Genomic DNA, 18,176 nt, shown 5'->3' with positions numbered 1-18,176 from the left:
CTCATTTCCCATTATTTTACTCTAATAATTTTTTCTATCACCTTTTTCTTATATTAAAAATTAGACAAATAATGAAAAATTCCTTCATTAAGATATGATTAAACTGCAAAAAGTTAATTTTGAACGACATAGAAATTTTTCGTTAAACCATCTTAGTAAGATTTCAGTCGAAATAAGGCCTCATATGAGGATGTGATGAGCTAATCAAGAGCCAGGATGGCCTGTTGATTAGTATGCCTTATTTCCACTAAAATCGAACTTTAGATGGTTCGAAAAATTTCTTTATGAAGCGAAAAATTAGCTTTTTGCAGTAAAATCATTATATTAAAATCCCCCACCACCTTACGGCAAGCGGGGGATTTTAATTATACTTCCATAATAATCGGTAAAATCATTGGCTTCCGTTTAATCTTTTGATAAATGAAAGCCCCTAAAGCATCACGAATGGTAGACTTCAAAATACCCCAATCAGTGATACCCTTGTCTTCACATTTTGCTAAAGCCTTCTCTACTCGCTCAGTAGCAGCAAGTATAAGTTCTTCAGACTCACGAATATATACAAAACCACGGGTAATAATATCGGGTCCAGAAACAATCTTTCCTGAATCTTTATCAATGGTTAAAACAACAATTAGAATACCATCCTGACTTAAAAGACGGCGATCCCTTAATACGATATTACCTACATCACCAACCCCAAGGCCATCGACCAATACCTGACCTGCAGTAACGGTTCCTGCAATTTTACCATTATCATTAGTAAATTGCAAAACTGACCCCGGTTCAGTGATAAAAATATTCTCTTCAGGAATCCCCACTTCTTTCGCTAATTCTGCATGGTGATATAAATGTCGATATTCACCATGAACAGGTATAAAGAAACGGGGCTTAACCAGATTTAGCATCAATTTTAGCTCTTCTTGACTTGCGTGTCCAGAAACATGAACACCTGAGACTGCATCATATACAACATTTGCTCCTCTCTTGAAGAGTTGGTTTATAGTTTGCGCGAGAAATTTTTCATTACCGGGAATGGCAGAAGCGGAAACAATAACGGTATCTCCTGGTTTAATGTTAATTTGACGGTGGTCTCCCCTGGCCATACGGGTCAATGCTGCCATTGGTTCCCCCTGACTACCTGTAGTCAAAAAACAGAGTTGATGGTCTCGATACCGATTAGCATCTTTCAAATCAATCATCATTCCTTCTGGAATGTGAAGATATCCCAGATCCCGCGCAATATTCACATAGTTAACCATACTCCGGCCGGTAATAGCAATTTTTCTGTTATATTTAAAGGCAGCGTCCACAACCTGCTGAATTCGATGAATATTAGACGCAAAAGTAGCTACAATGATCCGTCCTTTCGCCATACGAACTGCCTCTTCAATGGACTCACCCACAACTTTCTCAGATAATGTCACACCTTCATGCTCTGCATTAGTACTATCTGAGAAGAGAGCCAACACTCCTTGAGTACCTAAATCGGCCAATTTATGAAAATCAGCTACATGACCATCCACCGGAGTCTGATCAAATTTAAAATCACTGGCATATACTAATGGTCCAATGGGAGTATGAATTGCCAGAGCACAGGCATCTGCAATACTATGATTGACCCGGATAAAGTCAACTCTAAAAGAACCGATCATAACTGATGATCCAGGGTTGACAACCCGTAATTTTACACCAGAAAGCATATTATGCTCCTTCAATTTCCCTTCAACCAATCCCATAGTAAGACGTGTTCCATAAACCGGAACGTTAATCTCGCGCAAAACATATGGGAGAGCTCCAATATGGTCCTCATGACCGTGGGTAAGTGCAATTCCCTGAATCCGTTCTTTATTTTCGATAAGATAAGTAATGTCAGGAATTACATAATCTATACCCAATAGATCATCTTCCGGGAACATAATTCCAGCATCAATTACAAGAATCTCATCCCCGACTTCCACAACCATCATATTCTTGCCAATCTCTCCCACTCCTCCGAGAGGAATTATCGAAACGGTTTCATTTTTCAATTTTTTAGACATTAAAGTCAAACCACACCTCCTCAATCAGTAATTTACCCGTGGCAATTCTCACAAAAATAAGCAAAAAAAAAACCGCTCATCTAACCTGTTATATTTATTATAATGGATTTACATAAAAAAAACAAGTAAAGCCCCAAAAAAAAAAGAGCAGTTCCTGAAAAAAGGACTACTCTAAAACCAATCTATTTTTTTATACTTTGTAAAAGTTTTAATAAATACTTACTTTCTTCTTCTGTTGGGTTAACCAGAGGAGGTCTAACCGGGCCAACCTGATGCCCCAATTTATTTAAGAGGAATTTGATCGGAATCGGATTGGTAGTAATAAAAATCCCCTGGAATATTGGTAAGAGATGGCAGTGTAGAAGTGATGCTTCTCTGACTTTTCCAGCTTTAAAGAGCTTAATCATCTCTTTAATCTGATTTCCAACAACATGTGATGCTACACTAACAACACCCGTTCCTCCTACTGCCAGAATCGGTAAAGTGAGCGAATCATCACCGCTATAGATAGCGAAATCGGGAGAAGTAAGACTTCGAATTTTAGAAACCTGATTCAAATTACCGCTAGCCTCTTTTACAGCCACGATATTATCAATCTCAGCCAATCTGGCTATAGTTTCAGCCTCGATATTTTTCCCCGTCCGTCCCGGAACATTATAAATCATTATAGGTAATCCTGTCGATTCAGCAATACTCTTAAAATGCTGATATAAACCTTCCTGAGGTGGTTTATTATAATATGGACAAACCAACATTACACCATCTACTCCAACTTTCTCTGCTTCAATGGTCATCTCAATAGCAGCTTTTGTAGCATTTGTTCCTGTTCCTGCTATAATACGGGCTTTCTCTCCCACCTCATCTTTAACCACCCGCAAAATTTCCAACTTCTCTTCTTTAGTTAAGGTTGGCGATTCACCTGTAGTTCCCAAAACCACCAAACCATCCGAACCGTTTTCTACCAGATACCTGGCCAACTTTCTAACCCCTTCATAATTTACCGTAAAATCCTCATAAAAAGGGGTCACCATTGCAGTCAATACTTCACCAAAAATAGTCATTAATCAAACCCCTCCTTAACATTTTTCATTCTTTACTCCTGGTCTAACTGAAATGCGCGATGTAAAGCACGCATTGCTCTGACTTGATCCCTTTCTTTAATTAAAACCGATATAGTACTCCTGGAATCAGTACTTTGGAAAATAGGAATTGCTTCACTTGCCAGTGCTTCCACGATTTTGGCCATAACTCCTGGACGTCCTGTCATTCCTCCCCCAATCAGGGTAATTTTACAGTACTCATTGGAAATTTCATATTTGTAATCCCACGCATCCAATACTTGCCGAACTTTATCTGCACAGGGAGCATCGACTATAAATGAGATTGAATCAGGCTTTACATTAATAAAATCTACACTAATCCCTTGATCAGCAATAACCTTAAAGGCTCCTAAACCTGTCGCATTCTCCAATTGTAAGCGGGGAATAATTTTAAAAAAAATAATATTATTTCTGGTCGCTATACCAGTTACCGGACGATCACCTTTAATTTCAACTACACCATCTTCAAATCCCATCTCTTTGATTAATGTACCATCATTATCTGTAAAAGTCGAACGAACCCTAACGGGAATCCGTTCTCTGCGGGCTATCTCTGCTGCACGGGGATGGATAACTTTTGCTCCTCCATGAGCCATTTCACAGACATCCTCATATGAAGCTTTTTTGATAGTTTTAGCAGTAGGTACAATCCTTGGATCAGCTGTCATTACTCCATCCACATCAGTAAAAATCTCAATATATTCTGCCTTTAAGGCTGCACCTAAAGCAGTAGCTGTAGTATCACTTCCGCCCCGACCTAAAGTTGTAATTTCACCAGATTTTGATATCCCCTGAAACCCTGCAACTACCGGAATTTTTCCATTCTTCAACTCTTTTAAAATCCGACTTGGGTTGACCTCAATAATCCGGGTCTCACCAAAATTTTCATCAGTTATAATCCCTGCCTGAGCACCTGTTAATGCAATTGGCTTAAATCCGTGTTTATTTAAAGTCTGGCCAAAAATCACTGCTGAAATCACTTCTCCACAGGAAAGCAAAAGATCTAATTCACGAGGCTCAATCTCAAAATGTACCTTTTTAGCAAAAGCTATAAGAGTATCTGTAGCGTAAGGTGAACCCTTTCGTCCCATGGCAGAGACTACCACCACAGGACGATAACCCTTCTCAATGGCCTCTTTAATTTTCTTTACGGCCTGTTCCCGGCCTGTCGTATTGGCTAGTGAAGATCCCCCAAATTTCTGGACTATAATCTTCATTTTATGAAAACACCTCTCTCATTATAATAAACCTCTTTTCATCAATTCTTCACCAATCTGTACTGCGTTGGTAGCCGCTCCTTTACGCAAATTATTAGCTACTACCCACAGATGATAACCGCAATCTTCATCTAAATCACGTCTAATCCTACCTACCCAGACCTGATCATTATCTTCCACCAGATTAGGCATTGGATATTGCAATTTCTCAAGATTATCATATACAACCACCCCTGGTGCTTTACTTAATACCTGGCGTATCTCAATAACTTCTGCTGGTTCAATTGTTTTAATATAAATTGATTCTGAATGTCCATAAAATACAGGAACACGTACTGCTGTTGCAGCAATTTTTATTTTTGGGTCTTTCAAAATCTTCCTGGTCTCATTTATCATCTTCATCTCTTCCCGGGAATAACCATTTTCAGAAAAGGTATCAATATGTGGAAGAAGATTAAATGCTATAGGGTAAGGGTAAACTTCGGGTTCTTTAGTCTCTCCATTTAACATATGCAGTGACTGGCTTTTTAGTTCTTCAATTGCTCTCAATCCCGTACCTGAAACAGCCTGGTATGTAGAAACGATAATCCTGGAAAGGCCAAATCTATCTTTAATCGGCTTTAGTGCAACCACCATCTGAATAGTAGAACAGTTGGGATTAGCAATTATCCCACGATGATTTTCAAGCTCTTCAGGATTTACTTCCGGAACCACAAGGGGCACATCCGGTTCCATTCGCCAGGCATTACTGTTATCTATAACAACACAGCCGCGTTTAACTGCTTCTAATGCAATTGATCTACTGACACTACTTCCGGCACTGAACAATGCCAGATCATACCCTTTAAATTGATCTGGATGAGCTACTTCTATAGTCAATTTTTCACCATGAAAATCAATTTTTTTACCAGCAGAACGTTCAGTAGCCAGAAGTTTTAAATCTCTAACGGGAAAATTACGCTCTTCCAAAACTTTTACCATCATCCTACCTACCGCACCTGAAGCTCCAAGTATTGCTACCTTATATCCTGACACAGTATCCCCCCTTTTTCTTCCGTTTTCAAAAAGCATGTGGAATTAAAACAGGTTGGAACTGTTTTCCTTCTAAAGCTGCTTTAATGGTATCTGGAATATACTCAAAATGAGCTACCAGTGATTTTTCCTTTTTATGAGGATTATCCTGTCCATATGGTACCATAAAAGTCAGTGCTTTATCATGTAAAATTCCAATATTTTTGGCGCTGGCACCTAAACCGTCATTAGTTGAAATTGCAATTACTACAGGTTTACCATTTCGCCAGTGAGCTTTACAGGCCATAGGAACTGGCCCATTAGTCAAGCCATTAGCCAATGCAGCTAAAGTATTACCGGTGGCAGGAGCAACAACCACCACATCCAGGGGGATCTTACCGGGCCCGATAGGTTCAACCTCAACTATAGTATGGAGAATTTTTTTGCCAGTAATTTCTTCTATCATCTTTCTCCATTTTTCAGCTGGACCAAATTTGGTATCCCATGAATAAGCATTATGTGACATAATAGGAACAATATCCGCTCCCATCTCAACCAATCGCTCAATCTGAGGAATCACCTTGTCAAAAGTACAGAAAGAACCAGTTAGACAAAAACCTATTTTTTTACCCTTTAAATCCATTAGCAAAACACCTCCAGATTATTTAAGGACATCTAAAATCATTTCCGTCACAACACGGCATAAAATTAAACCTGCAGTTTTGGGTGCAACTTTTCCAGGCAATCCTAAAGCTAACAATGCCTTGATACCATATTTTTTTGCTGCTTCAAAATCTGTACCACCAGGTGCAGAGGCCAGATCGATAATCAAAGCGTCTTTTCTTATAAGTCTAATCCTTTCCTCAGGCAGAACCATTGCAGGAGCAGTATTATAAATCAAATCAAATTCAGGTAAATATTTTGCCAATTCGTCATATGATATGATATGTATGCCTAAATCCCGGGCTTTTGCAATCCCTTCCGGACTCCGGGTCACACCATAAACCTCTGAACCCAATGCTCGTAACCGCCAGGCTAAAGTCAGTCCACATTTTCCAAGCCCCATAACAAGAGATTTACTACCGTGAATGGTAATAGGCAGTTCTTCCATTGCAATCTGAATAGCTCCTTCTGCTGTAGGGATAGCGTTTAAAATCCCTACATCTTCCCTGGTAGCTATTAATTGCAAATTTACATTGGCAGCCTTAGCCAGAGATTTAACTTTTTCATTGGTCATTCCAATCAATACAGGAATTTCACTCCCAACCAATGCAAAAAAGTCCTCATCCATGTATATAGGTTCATCTATAAAACGTGCTTTAATCATCCCTTCTGCATCGGTTCCTGACATGGGAGCTATAAGAACATGCACATCTTTAACTAATTCTTCAACAGTTGAAACCACTTGAATCTTCTCAGAAAGTTCACCACCCGGATCACCTAGAACTTTCAACTTAGCACCTTTTTCGATAAGACAGTTCATCATTACACGTTCCCGTTCATCTCCACCCAAAATTCCTATCCTATAACCGGTAAGTTTTTTCATCTATAAACAATGCCTCCTTTTAAAACTTTTCAAATTGTTATAACTACATATAATTACTATATGCCCCGATATAACAACCAGTGCCTGTACAATCATCTTGATCTTAATTTACCCAAAAATTTGGTAAAAAAATGGTTGTTTAAACTGCAAAAAACTAATTTTTCGCTCCTTGAGAAATTTTTCGAATCATCTAAAGCTCGATTTCCGCCGAAATAAGGCTTCCTAATCAAAGAGCCCTCCTGGCCCTTGATTAGCTCATCACTTCCTGTAATGAGGCCTTATTTCGTCGGAAATCTCGCTAAGATGATTTGGCAAAAAATTTCTATGTCGCCCAAAATTGGCTTTTTGCAGTTTAATCATATTATATGAAGATAAATAAAATAAGAAGACATCAGCCACCTTCGTATAGAATCTATTTATAACTACCAACAACAGATAAAGAAAATATAATCGATGCAATATAATCCTATCACAGAAATACTAAAAATTCCAGAGCAAGAAATATCAAATTTTCGGGAAAAAGAAAATTAGTTGATCTTAGATGTTGGATCGAAAACTTAAAAGAAGTTATTTTCCTATATGTGGCAAATGGTGTAACCCTCAGGTAATCAGGTGATCCTGTAATTGATTGAGGAGGGCTATAAGTTAAAGGTATACCAGCTATAATATTAACCATTAAATGGTCATTAAAAGATATAAAGGTCTAAACAGATTTCTAAAATTGATATGCCGAGAAAAAAAACAAATAGGCCGCCAGATTCCGGCAGCCTAACTAATAGGTTTAAACGTTGACACAAATGAGCTTACCTATATTTTATTTTATATAAATATAACCCTAACTTTCCTTCTTCGTCTCTGGCTATAACTACCACAAGAGAGGCTCCATTACAACTAGGGACGAATGCAATCTCTTCAAGTTCTGGAGTATCCAATCCATTAATCTGTCCTGTTACCAGATTAGCTAAATAGAGATTCCCTTCTTTTAAGAAAAGAAATCTATAGTTATCTAACCACTGGGAGTATGCTCCCTCACAAAGATAACGGTGATTGGTTCCATTTTTATCCATCACCCAAATTTCCCGCTTTTTTTCCTGACCATAGAAAGTAGTTCTGGTCAAAAGACGGTTATAGAGAATTTTTTCATCATCTGGAGACCATTGTGCAAAACCATTCCATTGAACCTGCCAATTTTGAGGAGGCCCTTCAGTAAGGCGGGTAATAACTTTAAATTCTCCATCTTCGGTTCTAAACCAGAGGTTGGCCCCTATCTGCCATAGAGTTTTTGCCAAATAATGTGCTTTTTTTATTTTGGGTAATGGCCACCAATAATCCTTCCATCTCTGTAAATTATCCCAGTCATCTCCCAGAGGATAATACCCTCTAATTCGTCCATCATAAAACCAGATTTGCCCATTCATCCACTGAATTAACTCTAAATTATCACTTTCTAAAGGATAAATATCTATCTGATTTTTAAAAATGTTATAGAGGATTAATCTTTTACGCTCTTCCTGGTCAGTAAAGCAAATATAACTGCCATCATCATTCCAGAATGGTTCACTGATTTTTGTACCCGTATAAATTCTCTTCATCTTACCTGTTTCATCAATTATAATCAAGTTTCTATCATTTTCCTTGTAAACCAGGGTTGGATGAAATGGAGCCCATTTTAATACCGTATAATAATCCTCATTGGAAAAAATCTCCAAAGACCGGAGATATTGAATCTCTGCCACTTCACTCCAACCTGCCCAATACATAAGATCATAAGCCTCATTCTCTTTAAAAAAAGTTACAGGAATTAAATTTAATCTTGACCAGACTGCATCTTCCGGGCCAGAAAGGGTAACATCTAAGCGATTATAATCTACATCATAACTGTAAACTACAGGATAATAATCAACATGAGTCAGATAGTAAAACTGATGAGTTCCTTGACGATAGACAGGAATGGGTTGAGTCACTAATCCCGACTGGATAACCATTAAATTATACTGATCGGGAAACCAGACAAGGAGATTCCAACCATTTTGATATAGACTGATAACCACTTGCTTTTCATCACTACTCCAGGAATAATAAATCTGTTTTTCTGAATTTACTTCAAACTCCTTTATCCCGGTCTGAACATTAAATACTTTCAACTGATAAAGTTCTCCAGAACCTGGCAAAGTTTGATAGATAAGATAGTTTTCATCAGGTGACCAATCAAATTGAACCTCACTCTGTTTACCCACATCAATATATACCTTTTCTAGAGTATTTAAATTTAACAAAATAATTTTTCTAAAAGTCTGGTAGCAGAGATAATTCGTTTTGATGCTTAGACTGGCATTGACCAATAATTCCTTAACTGGCAATATTTTGTAAGTATTAGTTAATAGACAATATATGACCAGATTCTCGTTTAGATTATCTTTTAAAAGCACCTTTTGATTAGCAAAACTCAAAAACTGGTAATTTTCCGGACTTATCCAGATAAGTTTACCATTAGGCTTATAGATTTGAATTCTACTATTCTTTAAGTCGGTCCTCTGAATAACCGCTAGCTTATCATTTGCGAACCATTCAAAAGTAGTATCCAGATTGTTCTCGGTATCAAAAATTGATTGAATCACATACTCTATGCCTTCAGCCAAATCCCTCACCCAGAGACTGATAGTATTAGATTGACCAATTCCCCAATCACAGTTGTTAACTAAAAAAGCCAGATAACGTCCATCAGGAGAAAACTTATAATTATCGCTAATTCCTTTAATGATCAACTTTTTTTCACCGGTAATAAGATTAAAACTCCATAATCCAGGCTGGATTGGGTCTGACGCAAAATATGTAATTTGGTCAATATTTTCTGGAAACCCAACAGGTGTACCATAGGCAAAAGTTATTTGAGCTATTTGTATACATATTTCCAGAATGAGAAAAATTAAAAAACCTCTTTTCATATCATTCACACCCTTATATTTATTGGCATTAAATATATTTAATTCCTGTTTATCTTATTCTACTTTAAAGAAAGATTTCCTCTTTAATTATGATAAAAGTTGGAATAAAAAAAACACCATATGATGGTGTTAAAAATTTTCTAAATACTCTTACATGTATATCAAGAAAATTTTGACTTCCATTAAGTATCTCTCTAAATATAAATTCATCCAGTATCATGGAAATATTATTATCTATAGTTACACTCATAGGCGTTCTATCGATTAATAGTATCCCATGCTGATTTATAATCTTTTCAATTTTAACAATTTGTTGTTTAAAAACTTTTATTCCGGTATCAACAATCATTAAGTATTGTCATATCTAATTAATTCCTCTCTGGTTTTTATTTTATATTATAATTTTACTGAAAAAAGCTAATTTTTCGCTTCAAAAGAAATTTTTCGAACTATCTAAAGTTCGATTCCAGCCGAAATAAAGCACACTAATCAATAGGCCCTTCTGGCTCTTGATTAGCTCATCACTTCCTGTTAACGCAACAATTATCATAGTAAACTATTACTTTAAATATCCTGATTTGTTTTGTATTAAATTAAATAAAGGCCATCCAACTCAAAAAGTTGAATGACCTTTGCAACATAATTTAATTAATATGTCTCTACATCCCGGGCACCATTTCGCCTGAAGATAGCTGCTACGTCGTTAATTTTACTCTGATCACACTCTACAGCACCCAGAATTCCACCCTGTTCTACCTGAGCCTGATAGTGTTCGCTCCGTTCAGGAGCTATTCCCATATCAATAAGACTACCAGCAATTCCCCCAACTGCTGCTCCAGCAAGTCCAGATACTATAGGCCCTATAGCCAGAATTGGGCCAAGACCCGGAATGGTGAATAATCCTGCACCAGCCAAAAGACCGCCGATTCCTCCCAGAGCACCACCTGTTGTGACTCCGGTAGAAAGGTTCTGGCGTTCATTGGCTTCAACAGTAGAATTTGTCTCCTGGTCTTTTTCTGTCTGACTTTTTACCATCTGGACAAAGCTGTCATTGGTATCATTTTCATCCCCATGGATATAGCCTTGTCGAGCTACAATCGAGACCCGATCTTCTGATACACCTTCACTGCGGATTTCAGCAATTGCCCTCTCTGCCTGTGAACGATTTGTAAAAACACCAATTACTGTAGGCATAACTGATTAGCCTCCTATCTTCTCTTTTAAAGATAGGATTTGCTAATTTACTGTTTTTAATACCTTCTTTAACTGGTTAGTCGATCTCGATTATTGCGCGGAGAATTTAAATCAACAATGATTACCTCTGAACCAATCTTTTTGATGGCCTGCCAGGGAATTACAAGATACTTCTCATCTTTAAAAATACTAAAAAAGTTGCCGTGATTAGGAATAATTATCGATTCCAATTCCCCAGTCTCAGGGTGAACTACAAGATCCGTTTCAGCGACCACACCCAGCCGTCCACCATCATGCATATTAATAATCTCTTTACCAGCAAGCTTGCTCAGTCTCACTTCTTCCCACCTCCATCAGATAGCAAACAAGCTATATAACTAATATATTAACTACCTACGAAACATATGCTTATTTAGAAAAATCTTTAGTATGATTTTACTGCAAAAAACTAATTTTTCGCTTCAAAAGAAATTTTTCGAACCATCTAAAGTTCGACTGAAATCTTACTAAGATGGTTTAACGAAAAATTTCTATGTCGCTCAAAATTAGCTTTTTGCTGTTTAATCTTAGCATTTTTTCTTCCTTCTCTGGCCTTTTCTTCGATGTGCTCCGGGCCTTCTATCAGGAATCAGTGCCTTTTTACCACTACCAATTAAATCATCACGGCCAGCCTTTTTCAAAGCCTTTTTAACCAGATCATAATTCTTCGGATCCCTAAATTGGAGCAGAGCTCTCTGCATTCTTTTCTCTCCCATATCCTTCGGGACATAAATTTTTTCACCTGTTAGAGGATCAATTCCAGTATAATACATACAGGTTGCCAGCGTCATTGGTGTAGGTGTAAAATCCTGAACCTGTTCTGGATTATATTTCAAATCCCGGATATGCTCTGCCAGCTGAATCATCTCATCTAAACCACAACCCGGATGGCTGGAAATAAAATACGGAACCAAATACTGTTTTTTTCCAAGCATTTTATTTACTTTTTTATATTCTTCTCTAAATTTTGCGTAAACCTCAAAAGACGGCTTGCGCATAGCCTTAAGAACCTTGGGACTGACATGTTCTGGAGCTATCTTTAATTGACCACTAACATGGTGCTCACATAATTCCTTTAAAAAATCACTTTCATTATCTGCCATTAAAAGATCATATCTGATCCCTGAACGTATAAAAACATGTTTTACTCCTGGAATCTGACGGATAGAGCGAAGCAAATCTATATATTCTTGATGGCTCTTTTTCAAATTAGGGCAAGGTGAAGGAAATAGACAGTTCCGTTTACCACAGTACCCCTCACCATCACGACTGCATCCCGTTTTATACATATTGGCCGTCGGTCCTCCCACATCATGGATAACTCCTTTAAAATCCGGAAGCTTAGTCAAAAGACGGACTTCTTTTAATATAGATTCTTTGCTGCGGCTCTGAATTATTCTACCCTGGTGTTGAACCAATGCACAAAAAGCGCAAGAACCATAACAACCCCGATGAGTAACTATACTGAATTTAACTTCTTTTAGAGCTGGAATACCACCCTCTTTCTCATAAATGGGATGATATTCACGGGTATAAGGCAGTTCATAGAGTCGATCTAACTCATGGGTAGCCAGAGGTTTAGCTGGTCGATTCTGAACTATATACCAATCACCGTGTTTTTGAACCACAGGACGTCCTTTAAAGGGGTCCTGTTCCTGATACTGAAGCTTAAAACTCAAAGCATATTTTTCTTTATCGGTACTGACCTCTTCATACGATGGTAATTCTACAAAGTCTTTTAATCCGTCCAGAGATTTGGTTTTTGCTACTGTCCCATCAAGATAAGTTAAATATTCAATAGGGATTCCGCTCTCTAAGCTCTGGGCAATCTCAACCACCTGTCTTTCACCCATACCATACACAATCAAATCTGCCCTACTATCCAGAAGTATAGAACGGCGTACCCTATCCTGCCAATAGTCATAATGAGCAAAACGACGGAGACTTGCCTCCAAACCTCCAATAACAATGGGGACTTTCCCAAATACCTCTCTTACCCGATTAGCATAAACAATCACTGCCCTATCAGGCCTTTTGCCACCCACTCCTCCCGGGGAGTAGACATCTCTTTTACGACGACGTCTAGCTGCAGTATAATTATTGACCATCGAATCCAGATTCCCACTGGTAATCCCTACAAAAAGTCGAGGCGGCTTGTCCCCAAAAGCCTTAAAATCTTTAATATCCCGCCAATCGGGTTGTGCTATAATCCCAACTTTATACCCGTGAATCTCCAGTAACCGCCCAATTATTGCTACCCCAAAGGATGGATGATCTACATAAGCATCACCTGTGATCAGAAGAATATCTAACTGATCCCATCCTCTGGCCTTCATATCTTCCGCATTAATAGGCAAAAAATCTTCTCTCTTTTTTTTCATACGCTCAGCTCTCCTATCATACCTTAATTATGGTTAAACTGCAAAAAACTAATTTTTCCCTTCTTGAGAAATTTTTCGAATCATCTAAAGCTCGATTTCCGCCGAAATAAGGCTTCCTAATCAATGGGCCCTCCTGGCCCTTGATTAGCTCATCACTTCCTGTGATGAGGCCTTATTTCGTCGGAAATCTCGCTAAGATGATTTGGCAAAAAATTTCTATGTCGCTCAAAATTAGCTTTTTGCAGTATAATCAATTATTTTTTCCCGGTAGATCCAAAACCACCTGCACCCCGTTCAGTCTCGTCCAGCTCTTCTACCCAGACAAAATCAACCTGGACAATAGGCATTATTACTAACTGAGCAATCCGTTCCCCGGGCTCAATAATATAAGGTTCAGATCCATTGTTCTGTACCGGGCAGATAATCTCCCCGGTATAGTCACTATCAATCACCCCCACACAATTGACCAGATTAATTCCGTGTTTACTGGACAATCCGCTCCGTGGAAAAATAAATCCGGCGTATGCTGGAGATGGAATCTGAATCGCAATTCCAGTCGGAATCTTCATAATCTCACCGGGTTTTAAAGTAATGGGTTTATCAATACATGCTACCAGATCACATCCAGCAGACCCTTTTGTGGCATATGTAGGCGCTTTAAACTCTTTTCCGATCTTTTCTGATAGCTTTTTAATTTTAACTTGCATCAATTACTCCTCCTTTATTTGCTTTAAAAAGAAAATTAGAGCCAATAAATTGGCTCTTATGTACTGTTATTTAAGTATTGTTTGTTAATAATATTATAACATACCTTAACGGATAACGTCAAACTTCCCGGCCATAGATCCCAATAATAAGCTTATTTCCCCTAAGCCAGACCCGGATTAAAATAGGATATTCAAGAGAATTAATAAATTTTAAATCCAGATAGTCATATGCTACGGTTGCATCTTTACCCGGCGGTACATAATTCACCTTTTTTGAATGGGTATGCCGTTCTATAATCTTTAAATTTGCCTGCAATGCTGCATTATACAACGTAGAAGAGACTTGACAAATTCCACCTCCATAACCCAAAACCATTTTATCCTTAATAATAATTGGTGCTCTTTTAAATCCCCGCTCAGGTGTAGGTTCTCCTACCTTTTGGTTAAATGAAAAAACCTCATTGGGCATCAGTAATGTAAAATTGATCAAGCTCCCGGCAAGTTTAATATTATGATACCGGTCTTCTGTCCCACCGACAAAAGTATGATATACACCCAGAAGACGGGTTAAAGCTAAGATTTCACTTGAAAGAAGTAATGGATAAATGGAACAAAAGACCGGTTCTATCACATCCCCCTCTTTTGCTGATTCAATCAATTCCATTGTTGCTGAAAGGTCAAGAATCCGCCCCCAGACTTCATGGGTCACATTTCCTTTATTATCTAACCTGGCCGGTTCAGGCCAGCGGACAAAATCATCCGCTGCCTGTAAAAGTAAATTTCGAACCTCATCTGGATATAGTCCGCCAATCTTCTTTTCCCCTAACCAGACTCCTTTAGGAATTCCATAATAACTTCGATACCAGTATCCGATTAAAACCAGAACAAAAAATATAAGAATGAGTGAAAATAGGATATAAAAAGAACTGTTTTTAAATAAACTCAAAAATTTATTTCGAATCATCTTTTTCACCCGGCTGTACTAACTTCAATAGCTCGGAAATAGTTACTAATTCATATCCCTTTGCTCTCAGTTTATTAATCATAATCGGAAGAGCCTGCACTGTCTGCGGAATGGGATGCATCAAAACTATTCCACCATTAGAAGCCTTCCTCATCACCCGATCAATAATCACCTGAGGAGCAGGCCGCTGCCAATCAATGGTATCAGCTGACCACATGATTAACTTATACCCCAACTCATCTGCAACCGTAACTACTCTTTTATTATATTCTCCATAGGGAGGTGCGTATAGATTAGTACGGACCCCGATAATCCCATAAATAATCTCTTCATTTTTTTTAATATGTTCAATCAGTTCTTTTCTGGAAAGCCTATTAGGGTGAAGATGTGAATATCCGTGATTGCCAATCTCATGACCATCCATATAAATCCGTTTTACCAGATCAGGAAATTTGCTGGCCCAACGTCCCGTAATAAAAAATGTAGCATTCACATCTTTTTCCTTCAAAATTTTTAATATTTGTGGAATATACTCTTCTCCCCAATCTACATTAATTGTCAAACTTATCTTTGCTTCACTTGGATTACCGTGATAATAAGGTGATACACCACTTACTGGAATCTCTATTAAAGTTAAAAAATCTGTGTACCAGAAAAGACCAATCACCAATAAAGCTGCCAGTGTCAAATAAAAATTTTTTCTAATTCGAATTACATAGATTTTCATTTATTTCCTCTCCCTGGGGCTTAAAATCCGTTTTTGGATTCCCGAATGACTTTCGATATAATAATTATCCTTATAGACCAGTTCCGATAATGGAACAATTTTATACCCCATCTCTATTAATCTGGGTACTATAATCTCCAGAGCATCTGCAGTATGCTTACCATTATTATGCATTAATACAATCTCACCTGGCCCAGCTTTTTCCAAAACCCTTTTAACAATAAAGTGAACTCCTGGTTCTTTCCAATCTAATGAATCAATACTCCACTGTATAACCTGATAATTTTCTTCCTCAGCAACCCTGATAACTGTATTATTATACTCACCAAAAGGTGGTCTGAAAAAGCGTGGCCATTTACCCGTAAGATCCTGAATTAATAAAGAAGTCTTTTCCAACTCCTGTCTCAATTGCTCAGGAGCTAATGAATTACAGTGGGGATGAGTATAAGTATGATTACCGATCTCATGACCGCGTTTATCTATCTCTCTTACCATATCAGGATATTTTTCTAACCAATATCCCCCAAAAAAGAAAGTAATCTTTACATTATATTTATCAAAAATATCTAAAATTCGAGACGTTTTTTCAGCTCCCCAGACCCCATCGATGGTAATAGCTATCTTTTTCTCCGGAGTATCTACTTTATAAATGGGAACCAACCGTTTGGTCGTAACACTGATTATTCTTTCCCTTACATCTCCAGCCAACATTCCCAAAAGAAAAGTTAACATCAGCACCAAAACTGTAATTACACCGGCAGCCCGCCTGGAAGTAAAAAAAATATTCATCAGGAATTCCTCCCTCTTTATGACGGGTTTAGTCCCTATAACTACTTATTCATCTTAAGAGTAAAATATGCCTGATAGGATAAAGTATCTTTTAAGCATGATTTATCTACTGTACAAATATATATTAAATAATTAAACTGCAAAAAGCTAATTTTGAGCTATATAGAAATTTTTCGTTTAACCATCTTAGTGAAATTTCAGTCGAACTTTAGATGGTTCGAAAAATTTCCTTTGAAACGAAAAATTAACTTTTTGCAGTAAAATCATATTAAATAATAAATTTATAAGGAGGTGGGACCCTTGCAGGTTCTATTTATATTTATTAAAAAAAAGCACCTGCTCATTGGCCTTATAATAATTTTTATTTTTTCTATTGGAATGGGTTTTACAGCCAATCTAACCAGACTGGTTTTCTACTCTAAACTCCATAAAATTGTTGTTATTGATGCCGGTCACGGTTCCTTTGACCCTGGAGCTTATTATAAAGGGCTTAAAGAAAAAGACATCAATCTTCAAGTAGCTTTTATTCTAAAAAAACTTCTTGAAAATTCGAACATAGAAGTAGTGATGACCAGAACAGACGATTCATTATATAATCAAAACCGCCGCGAGGATATCATTTATCGTGTCCGTAAAACTAATGAGGTCAATGCAGATGCCTTTATCAGTATCCATGTTAATAAATTCCCCACCTCTGAACCTTTCGGCGGTCAAGCCTATTATTATGCAGGTCAGGAATCTAAACTTCTGGCTGAAAAAATACAGGAACAGTTAAAAGCTATCCAACCGGATAACTATCGTTCTGTTGGCCGTGGTAATTACTATGTATTAAAGCATACCAAATGTCCCGCTGTCATCGTTGAAATAGGTTTTATCTCCAACCCCATCGATCGAAAAAGGATTACCGATCCTGAGGAACAACTTCGAATTGCCAAAGCCATACGGAATGGGCTCATAGCCTTCTTTCACCATCAATTTGAGGCTAATAAAGAGCAGATTAAAAGAATTGAAAATAATAACAACCACGAAAGTACGAACTTAAGTGATAGTCTTGAGCTATACTTTGCCAAAACAACTAAAAATGGTGAAATTCTACTTCCAGTCCATATACCACTTCTTAAAGAAAAAGTGTTAGCCGTTAGCACCGCTAATAAACATCTTACCATTTTAGAGCTTATAGCCATAGAAGCAATTAATCAATTAATTAAAGGTCCTGAGAATCCAAATCTGGCTCCTGTGATTCCTCCCGGAACAGTATTAAAATCTATTCAGATTAATCATGGATTGGCTATATTGAACTTTAACCATAAATTAGTTGAAAACCATTGGGGTGGCGCAGAAGGAGAACAGCTTACTGTAGAATCCATTGTCAAAACTTTAACCACTTTACCAGGCATCGAGCGGGTTCAAATCCTTGTGGAAGGAGAATCAGGGCAGACAATTGCTGGTCATATAATTTTTGATCAACCCTTTACAAAGGAGATGTTTGAATAATAAAAATTTACCCTGCTAATGCA

General features: G+C 37.6%; 15 protein-coding genes. 1 reads left to right on the top strand and 14 read right to left on the bottom strand.

Annotation, left to right across the window (positions count from 1 at the left end; all coding sequences use genetic code 11):
* Nucleotides 1-365 precede the first annotated feature (365 nt).
* From BBF96_RS02820 to BBF96_RS02750, 14 genes are all read right to left on the bottom strand, one after another.
* Nucleotides 366-2,039 carry a ribonuclease J gene (locus BBF96_RS02820; protein WP_127018157.1) on the bottom strand — a complete coding sequence of 558 codons (1,674 nt, stop codon included), beginning with the start codon at nt 2,037-2,039 and terminating at the stop codon, nt 366-368.
* 182 nt (nt 2,040-2,221) lie between these two features.
* Nucleotides 2,222-3,100 (bottom strand): 4-hydroxy-tetrahydrodipicolinate synthase, encoded by an 879-nt coding sequence (gene dapA, locus BBF96_RS02815; RefSeq protein WP_127015754.1) that lies wholly within the window; start codon nt 3,098-3,100, stop codon nt 2,222-2,224.
* 32 nt (nt 3,101-3,132) lie between these two features.
* Nucleotides 3,133-4,356, bottom strand: coding sequence for an aspartate kinase (dapG, locus tag BBF96_RS02810; protein ID WP_127015753.1), 1,224 nt, complete (start codon nt 4,354-4,356; stop codon nt 3,133-3,135).
* Between the two features lie 21 nt (nt 4,357-4,377).
* Nucleotides 4,378-5,391 (bottom strand): aspartate-semialdehyde dehydrogenase, encoded by a 1,014-nt coding sequence (locus BBF96_RS02805; RefSeq protein ID WP_236777866.1) that lies wholly within the window; start codon nt 5,389-5,391, stop codon nt 4,378-4,380.
* Between the two features lie 25 nt (nt 5,392-5,416).
* Nucleotides 5,417-6,010 carry a dipicolinate synthase subunit B gene (locus BBF96_RS02800; protein ID WP_127015751.1) on the bottom strand — a complete coding sequence of 198 codons (594 nt, stop codon included), beginning with the start codon at nt 6,008-6,010 and terminating at the stop codon, nt 5,417-5,419.
* An 18-nt stretch (nt 6,011-6,028) separates the two neighbouring features.
* Complete coding sequence (gene dpsA, locus BBF96_RS02795) at nt 6,029-6,913, bottom strand: dipicolinate synthase subunit DpsA (RefSeq protein WP_127015750.1); 885 nt, start codon at nt 6,911-6,913, stop codon at nt 6,029-6,031.
* Between the two features lie 803 nt (nt 6,914-7,716).
* Nucleotides 7,717-9,858, bottom strand: a complete 2,142-nt coding sequence (locus tag BBF96_RS02790) for a TolB-like translocation protein (protein ID WP_127015749.1) — start codon at nt 9,856-9,858, stop codon at nt 7,717-7,719.
* A gap of 648 nt (nt 9,859-10,506) precedes the next feature.
* Nucleotides 10,507-11,052: a hypothetical protein gene (locus tag BBF96_RS02780; protein ID WP_127015747.1), complete on the bottom strand. Its 546-nt coding sequence runs from the start codon at nt 11,050-11,052 to the stop codon at nt 10,507-10,509.
* Between the two features lie 68 nt (nt 11,053-11,120).
* Nucleotides 11,121-11,390, bottom strand: a complete 270-nt coding sequence (locus tag BBF96_RS02775; protein ID WP_127015746.1) for a YlmC/YmxH family sporulation protein — start codon at nt 11,388-11,390, stop codon at nt 11,121-11,123.
* 228 nt (nt 11,391-11,618) lie between these two features.
* Nucleotides 11,619-13,472 (bottom strand): YgiQ family radical SAM protein, encoded by a 1,854-nt coding sequence (locus tag BBF96_RS02770; protein ID WP_127015745.1) that lies wholly within the window; start codon nt 13,470-13,472, stop codon nt 11,619-11,621.
* A gap of 254 nt (nt 13,473-13,726) precedes the next feature.
* Nucleotides 13,727-14,179 carry a dUTP diphosphatase gene (gene dut, locus BBF96_RS02765; protein WP_127015744.1) on the bottom strand — a complete coding sequence of 151 codons (453 nt, stop codon included), beginning with the start codon at nt 14,177-14,179 and terminating at the stop codon, nt 13,727-13,729.
* A 118-nt stretch (nt 14,180-14,297) separates the two neighbouring features.
* Nucleotides 14,298-15,143, bottom strand: a complete 846-nt coding sequence (locus BBF96_RS02760; RefSeq protein ID WP_127015743.1) for a VanW family protein — start codon at nt 15,141-15,143, stop codon at nt 14,298-14,300.
* Nucleotides 15,130-15,870, bottom strand: coding sequence for a polysaccharide deacetylase family protein (locus tag BBF96_RS02755; RefSeq protein ID WP_127015742.1), 741 nt, complete (start codon nt 15,868-15,870; stop codon nt 15,130-15,132). Before BBF96_RS02755 ends, BBF96_RS02760 begins: the two co-directional genes overlap by 14 nt.
* Nucleotides 15,871-16,659: a polysaccharide deacetylase family protein gene (locus BBF96_RS02750; protein WP_127015741.1), complete on the bottom strand. Its 789-nt coding sequence runs from the start codon at nt 16,657-16,659 to the stop codon at nt 15,871-15,873.
* A 300-nt stretch (nt 16,660-16,959) separates the two neighbouring features.
* Here BBF96_RS02750 and BBF96_RS02745 point away from each other — a divergent pair, with 300 nt between their 5' ends.
* Entirely contained in the window at nt 16,960-18,153 is a 1,194-nt protein-coding gene (locus tag BBF96_RS02745; RefSeq protein ID WP_127015740.1) for an N-acetylmuramoyl-L-alanine amidase, read from the top strand.
* The last annotated feature ends 23 nt before the right edge of the window (nt 18,154-18,176 follow it).

This window comes from Anoxybacter fermentans, assembly GCF_003991135.1.
Classification (GTDB): Bacteria; Bacillota; Halanaerobiia; order DY22613; family DY22613; genus Anoxybacter; species Anoxybacter fermentans.
The sequence above is the reverse complement of the archived record's forward strand: the minus strand, read 5'-3'. Positions and strand labels throughout refer to the sequence as shown.

What these genes read in the sequence shown, in the direction of transcription:
- BBF96_RS02820 (WP_127018157.1), bottom strand. Translation starts at nt 2,039, where the DNA reads ATGTCTAAAAAATTGAAAAATGAAACCGTTTCGATAATTCCTCTCGGA.
- dapA (WP_127015754.1), bottom strand. Translation starts at nt 3,100, where the DNA reads ATGACTATTTTTGGTGAAGTATTGACTGCAATGGTGACCCCTTTTTAT.
- dapG (WP_127015753.1), bottom strand. Translation starts at nt 4,356, where the DNA reads ATGAAGATTATAGTCCAGAAATTTGGGGGATCTTCACTAGCCAATACG.
- BBF96_RS02800 (WP_127015751.1), bottom strand. Translation starts at nt 6,010, where the DNA reads ATGGATTTAAAGGGTAAAAAAATAGGTTTTTGTCTAACTGGTTCTTTC.
- dpsA (WP_127015750.1), bottom strand. Translation starts at nt 6,913, where the DNA reads ATGAAAAAACTTACCGGTTATAGGATAGGAATTTTGGGTGGAGATGAA.
- BBF96_RS02790 (WP_127015749.1), bottom strand. Translation starts at nt 9,858, where the DNA reads ATGAAAAGAGGTTTTTTAATTTTTCTCATTCTGGAAATATGTATACAA.
- BBF96_RS02780 (WP_127015747.1), bottom strand. Translation starts at nt 11,052, where the DNA reads ATGCCTACAGTAATTGGTGTTTTTACAAATCGTTCACAGGCAGAGAGG.
- BBF96_RS02770 (WP_127015745.1), bottom strand. Translation starts at nt 13,472, where the DNA reads ATGAAAAAAAAGAGAGAAGATTTTTTGCCTATTAATGCGGAAGATATG.
- dut (WP_127015744.1), bottom strand. Translation starts at nt 14,179, where the DNA reads ATGCAAGTTAAAATTAAAAAGCTATCAGAAAAGATCGGAAAAGAGTTT.
- BBF96_RS02760 (WP_127015743.1), bottom strand. Translation starts at nt 15,143, where the DNA reads ATGATTCGAAATAAATTTTTGAGTTTATTTAAAAACAGTTCTTTTTAT.
- BBF96_RS02755 (WP_127015742.1), bottom strand. Translation starts at nt 15,870, where the DNA reads ATGAAAATCTATGTAATTCGAATTAGAAAAAATTTTTATTTGACACTG.
- BBF96_RS02750 (WP_127015741.1), bottom strand. Translation starts at nt 16,659, where the DNA reads ATGAATATTTTTTTTACTTCCAGGCGGGCTGCCGGTGTAATTACAGTT.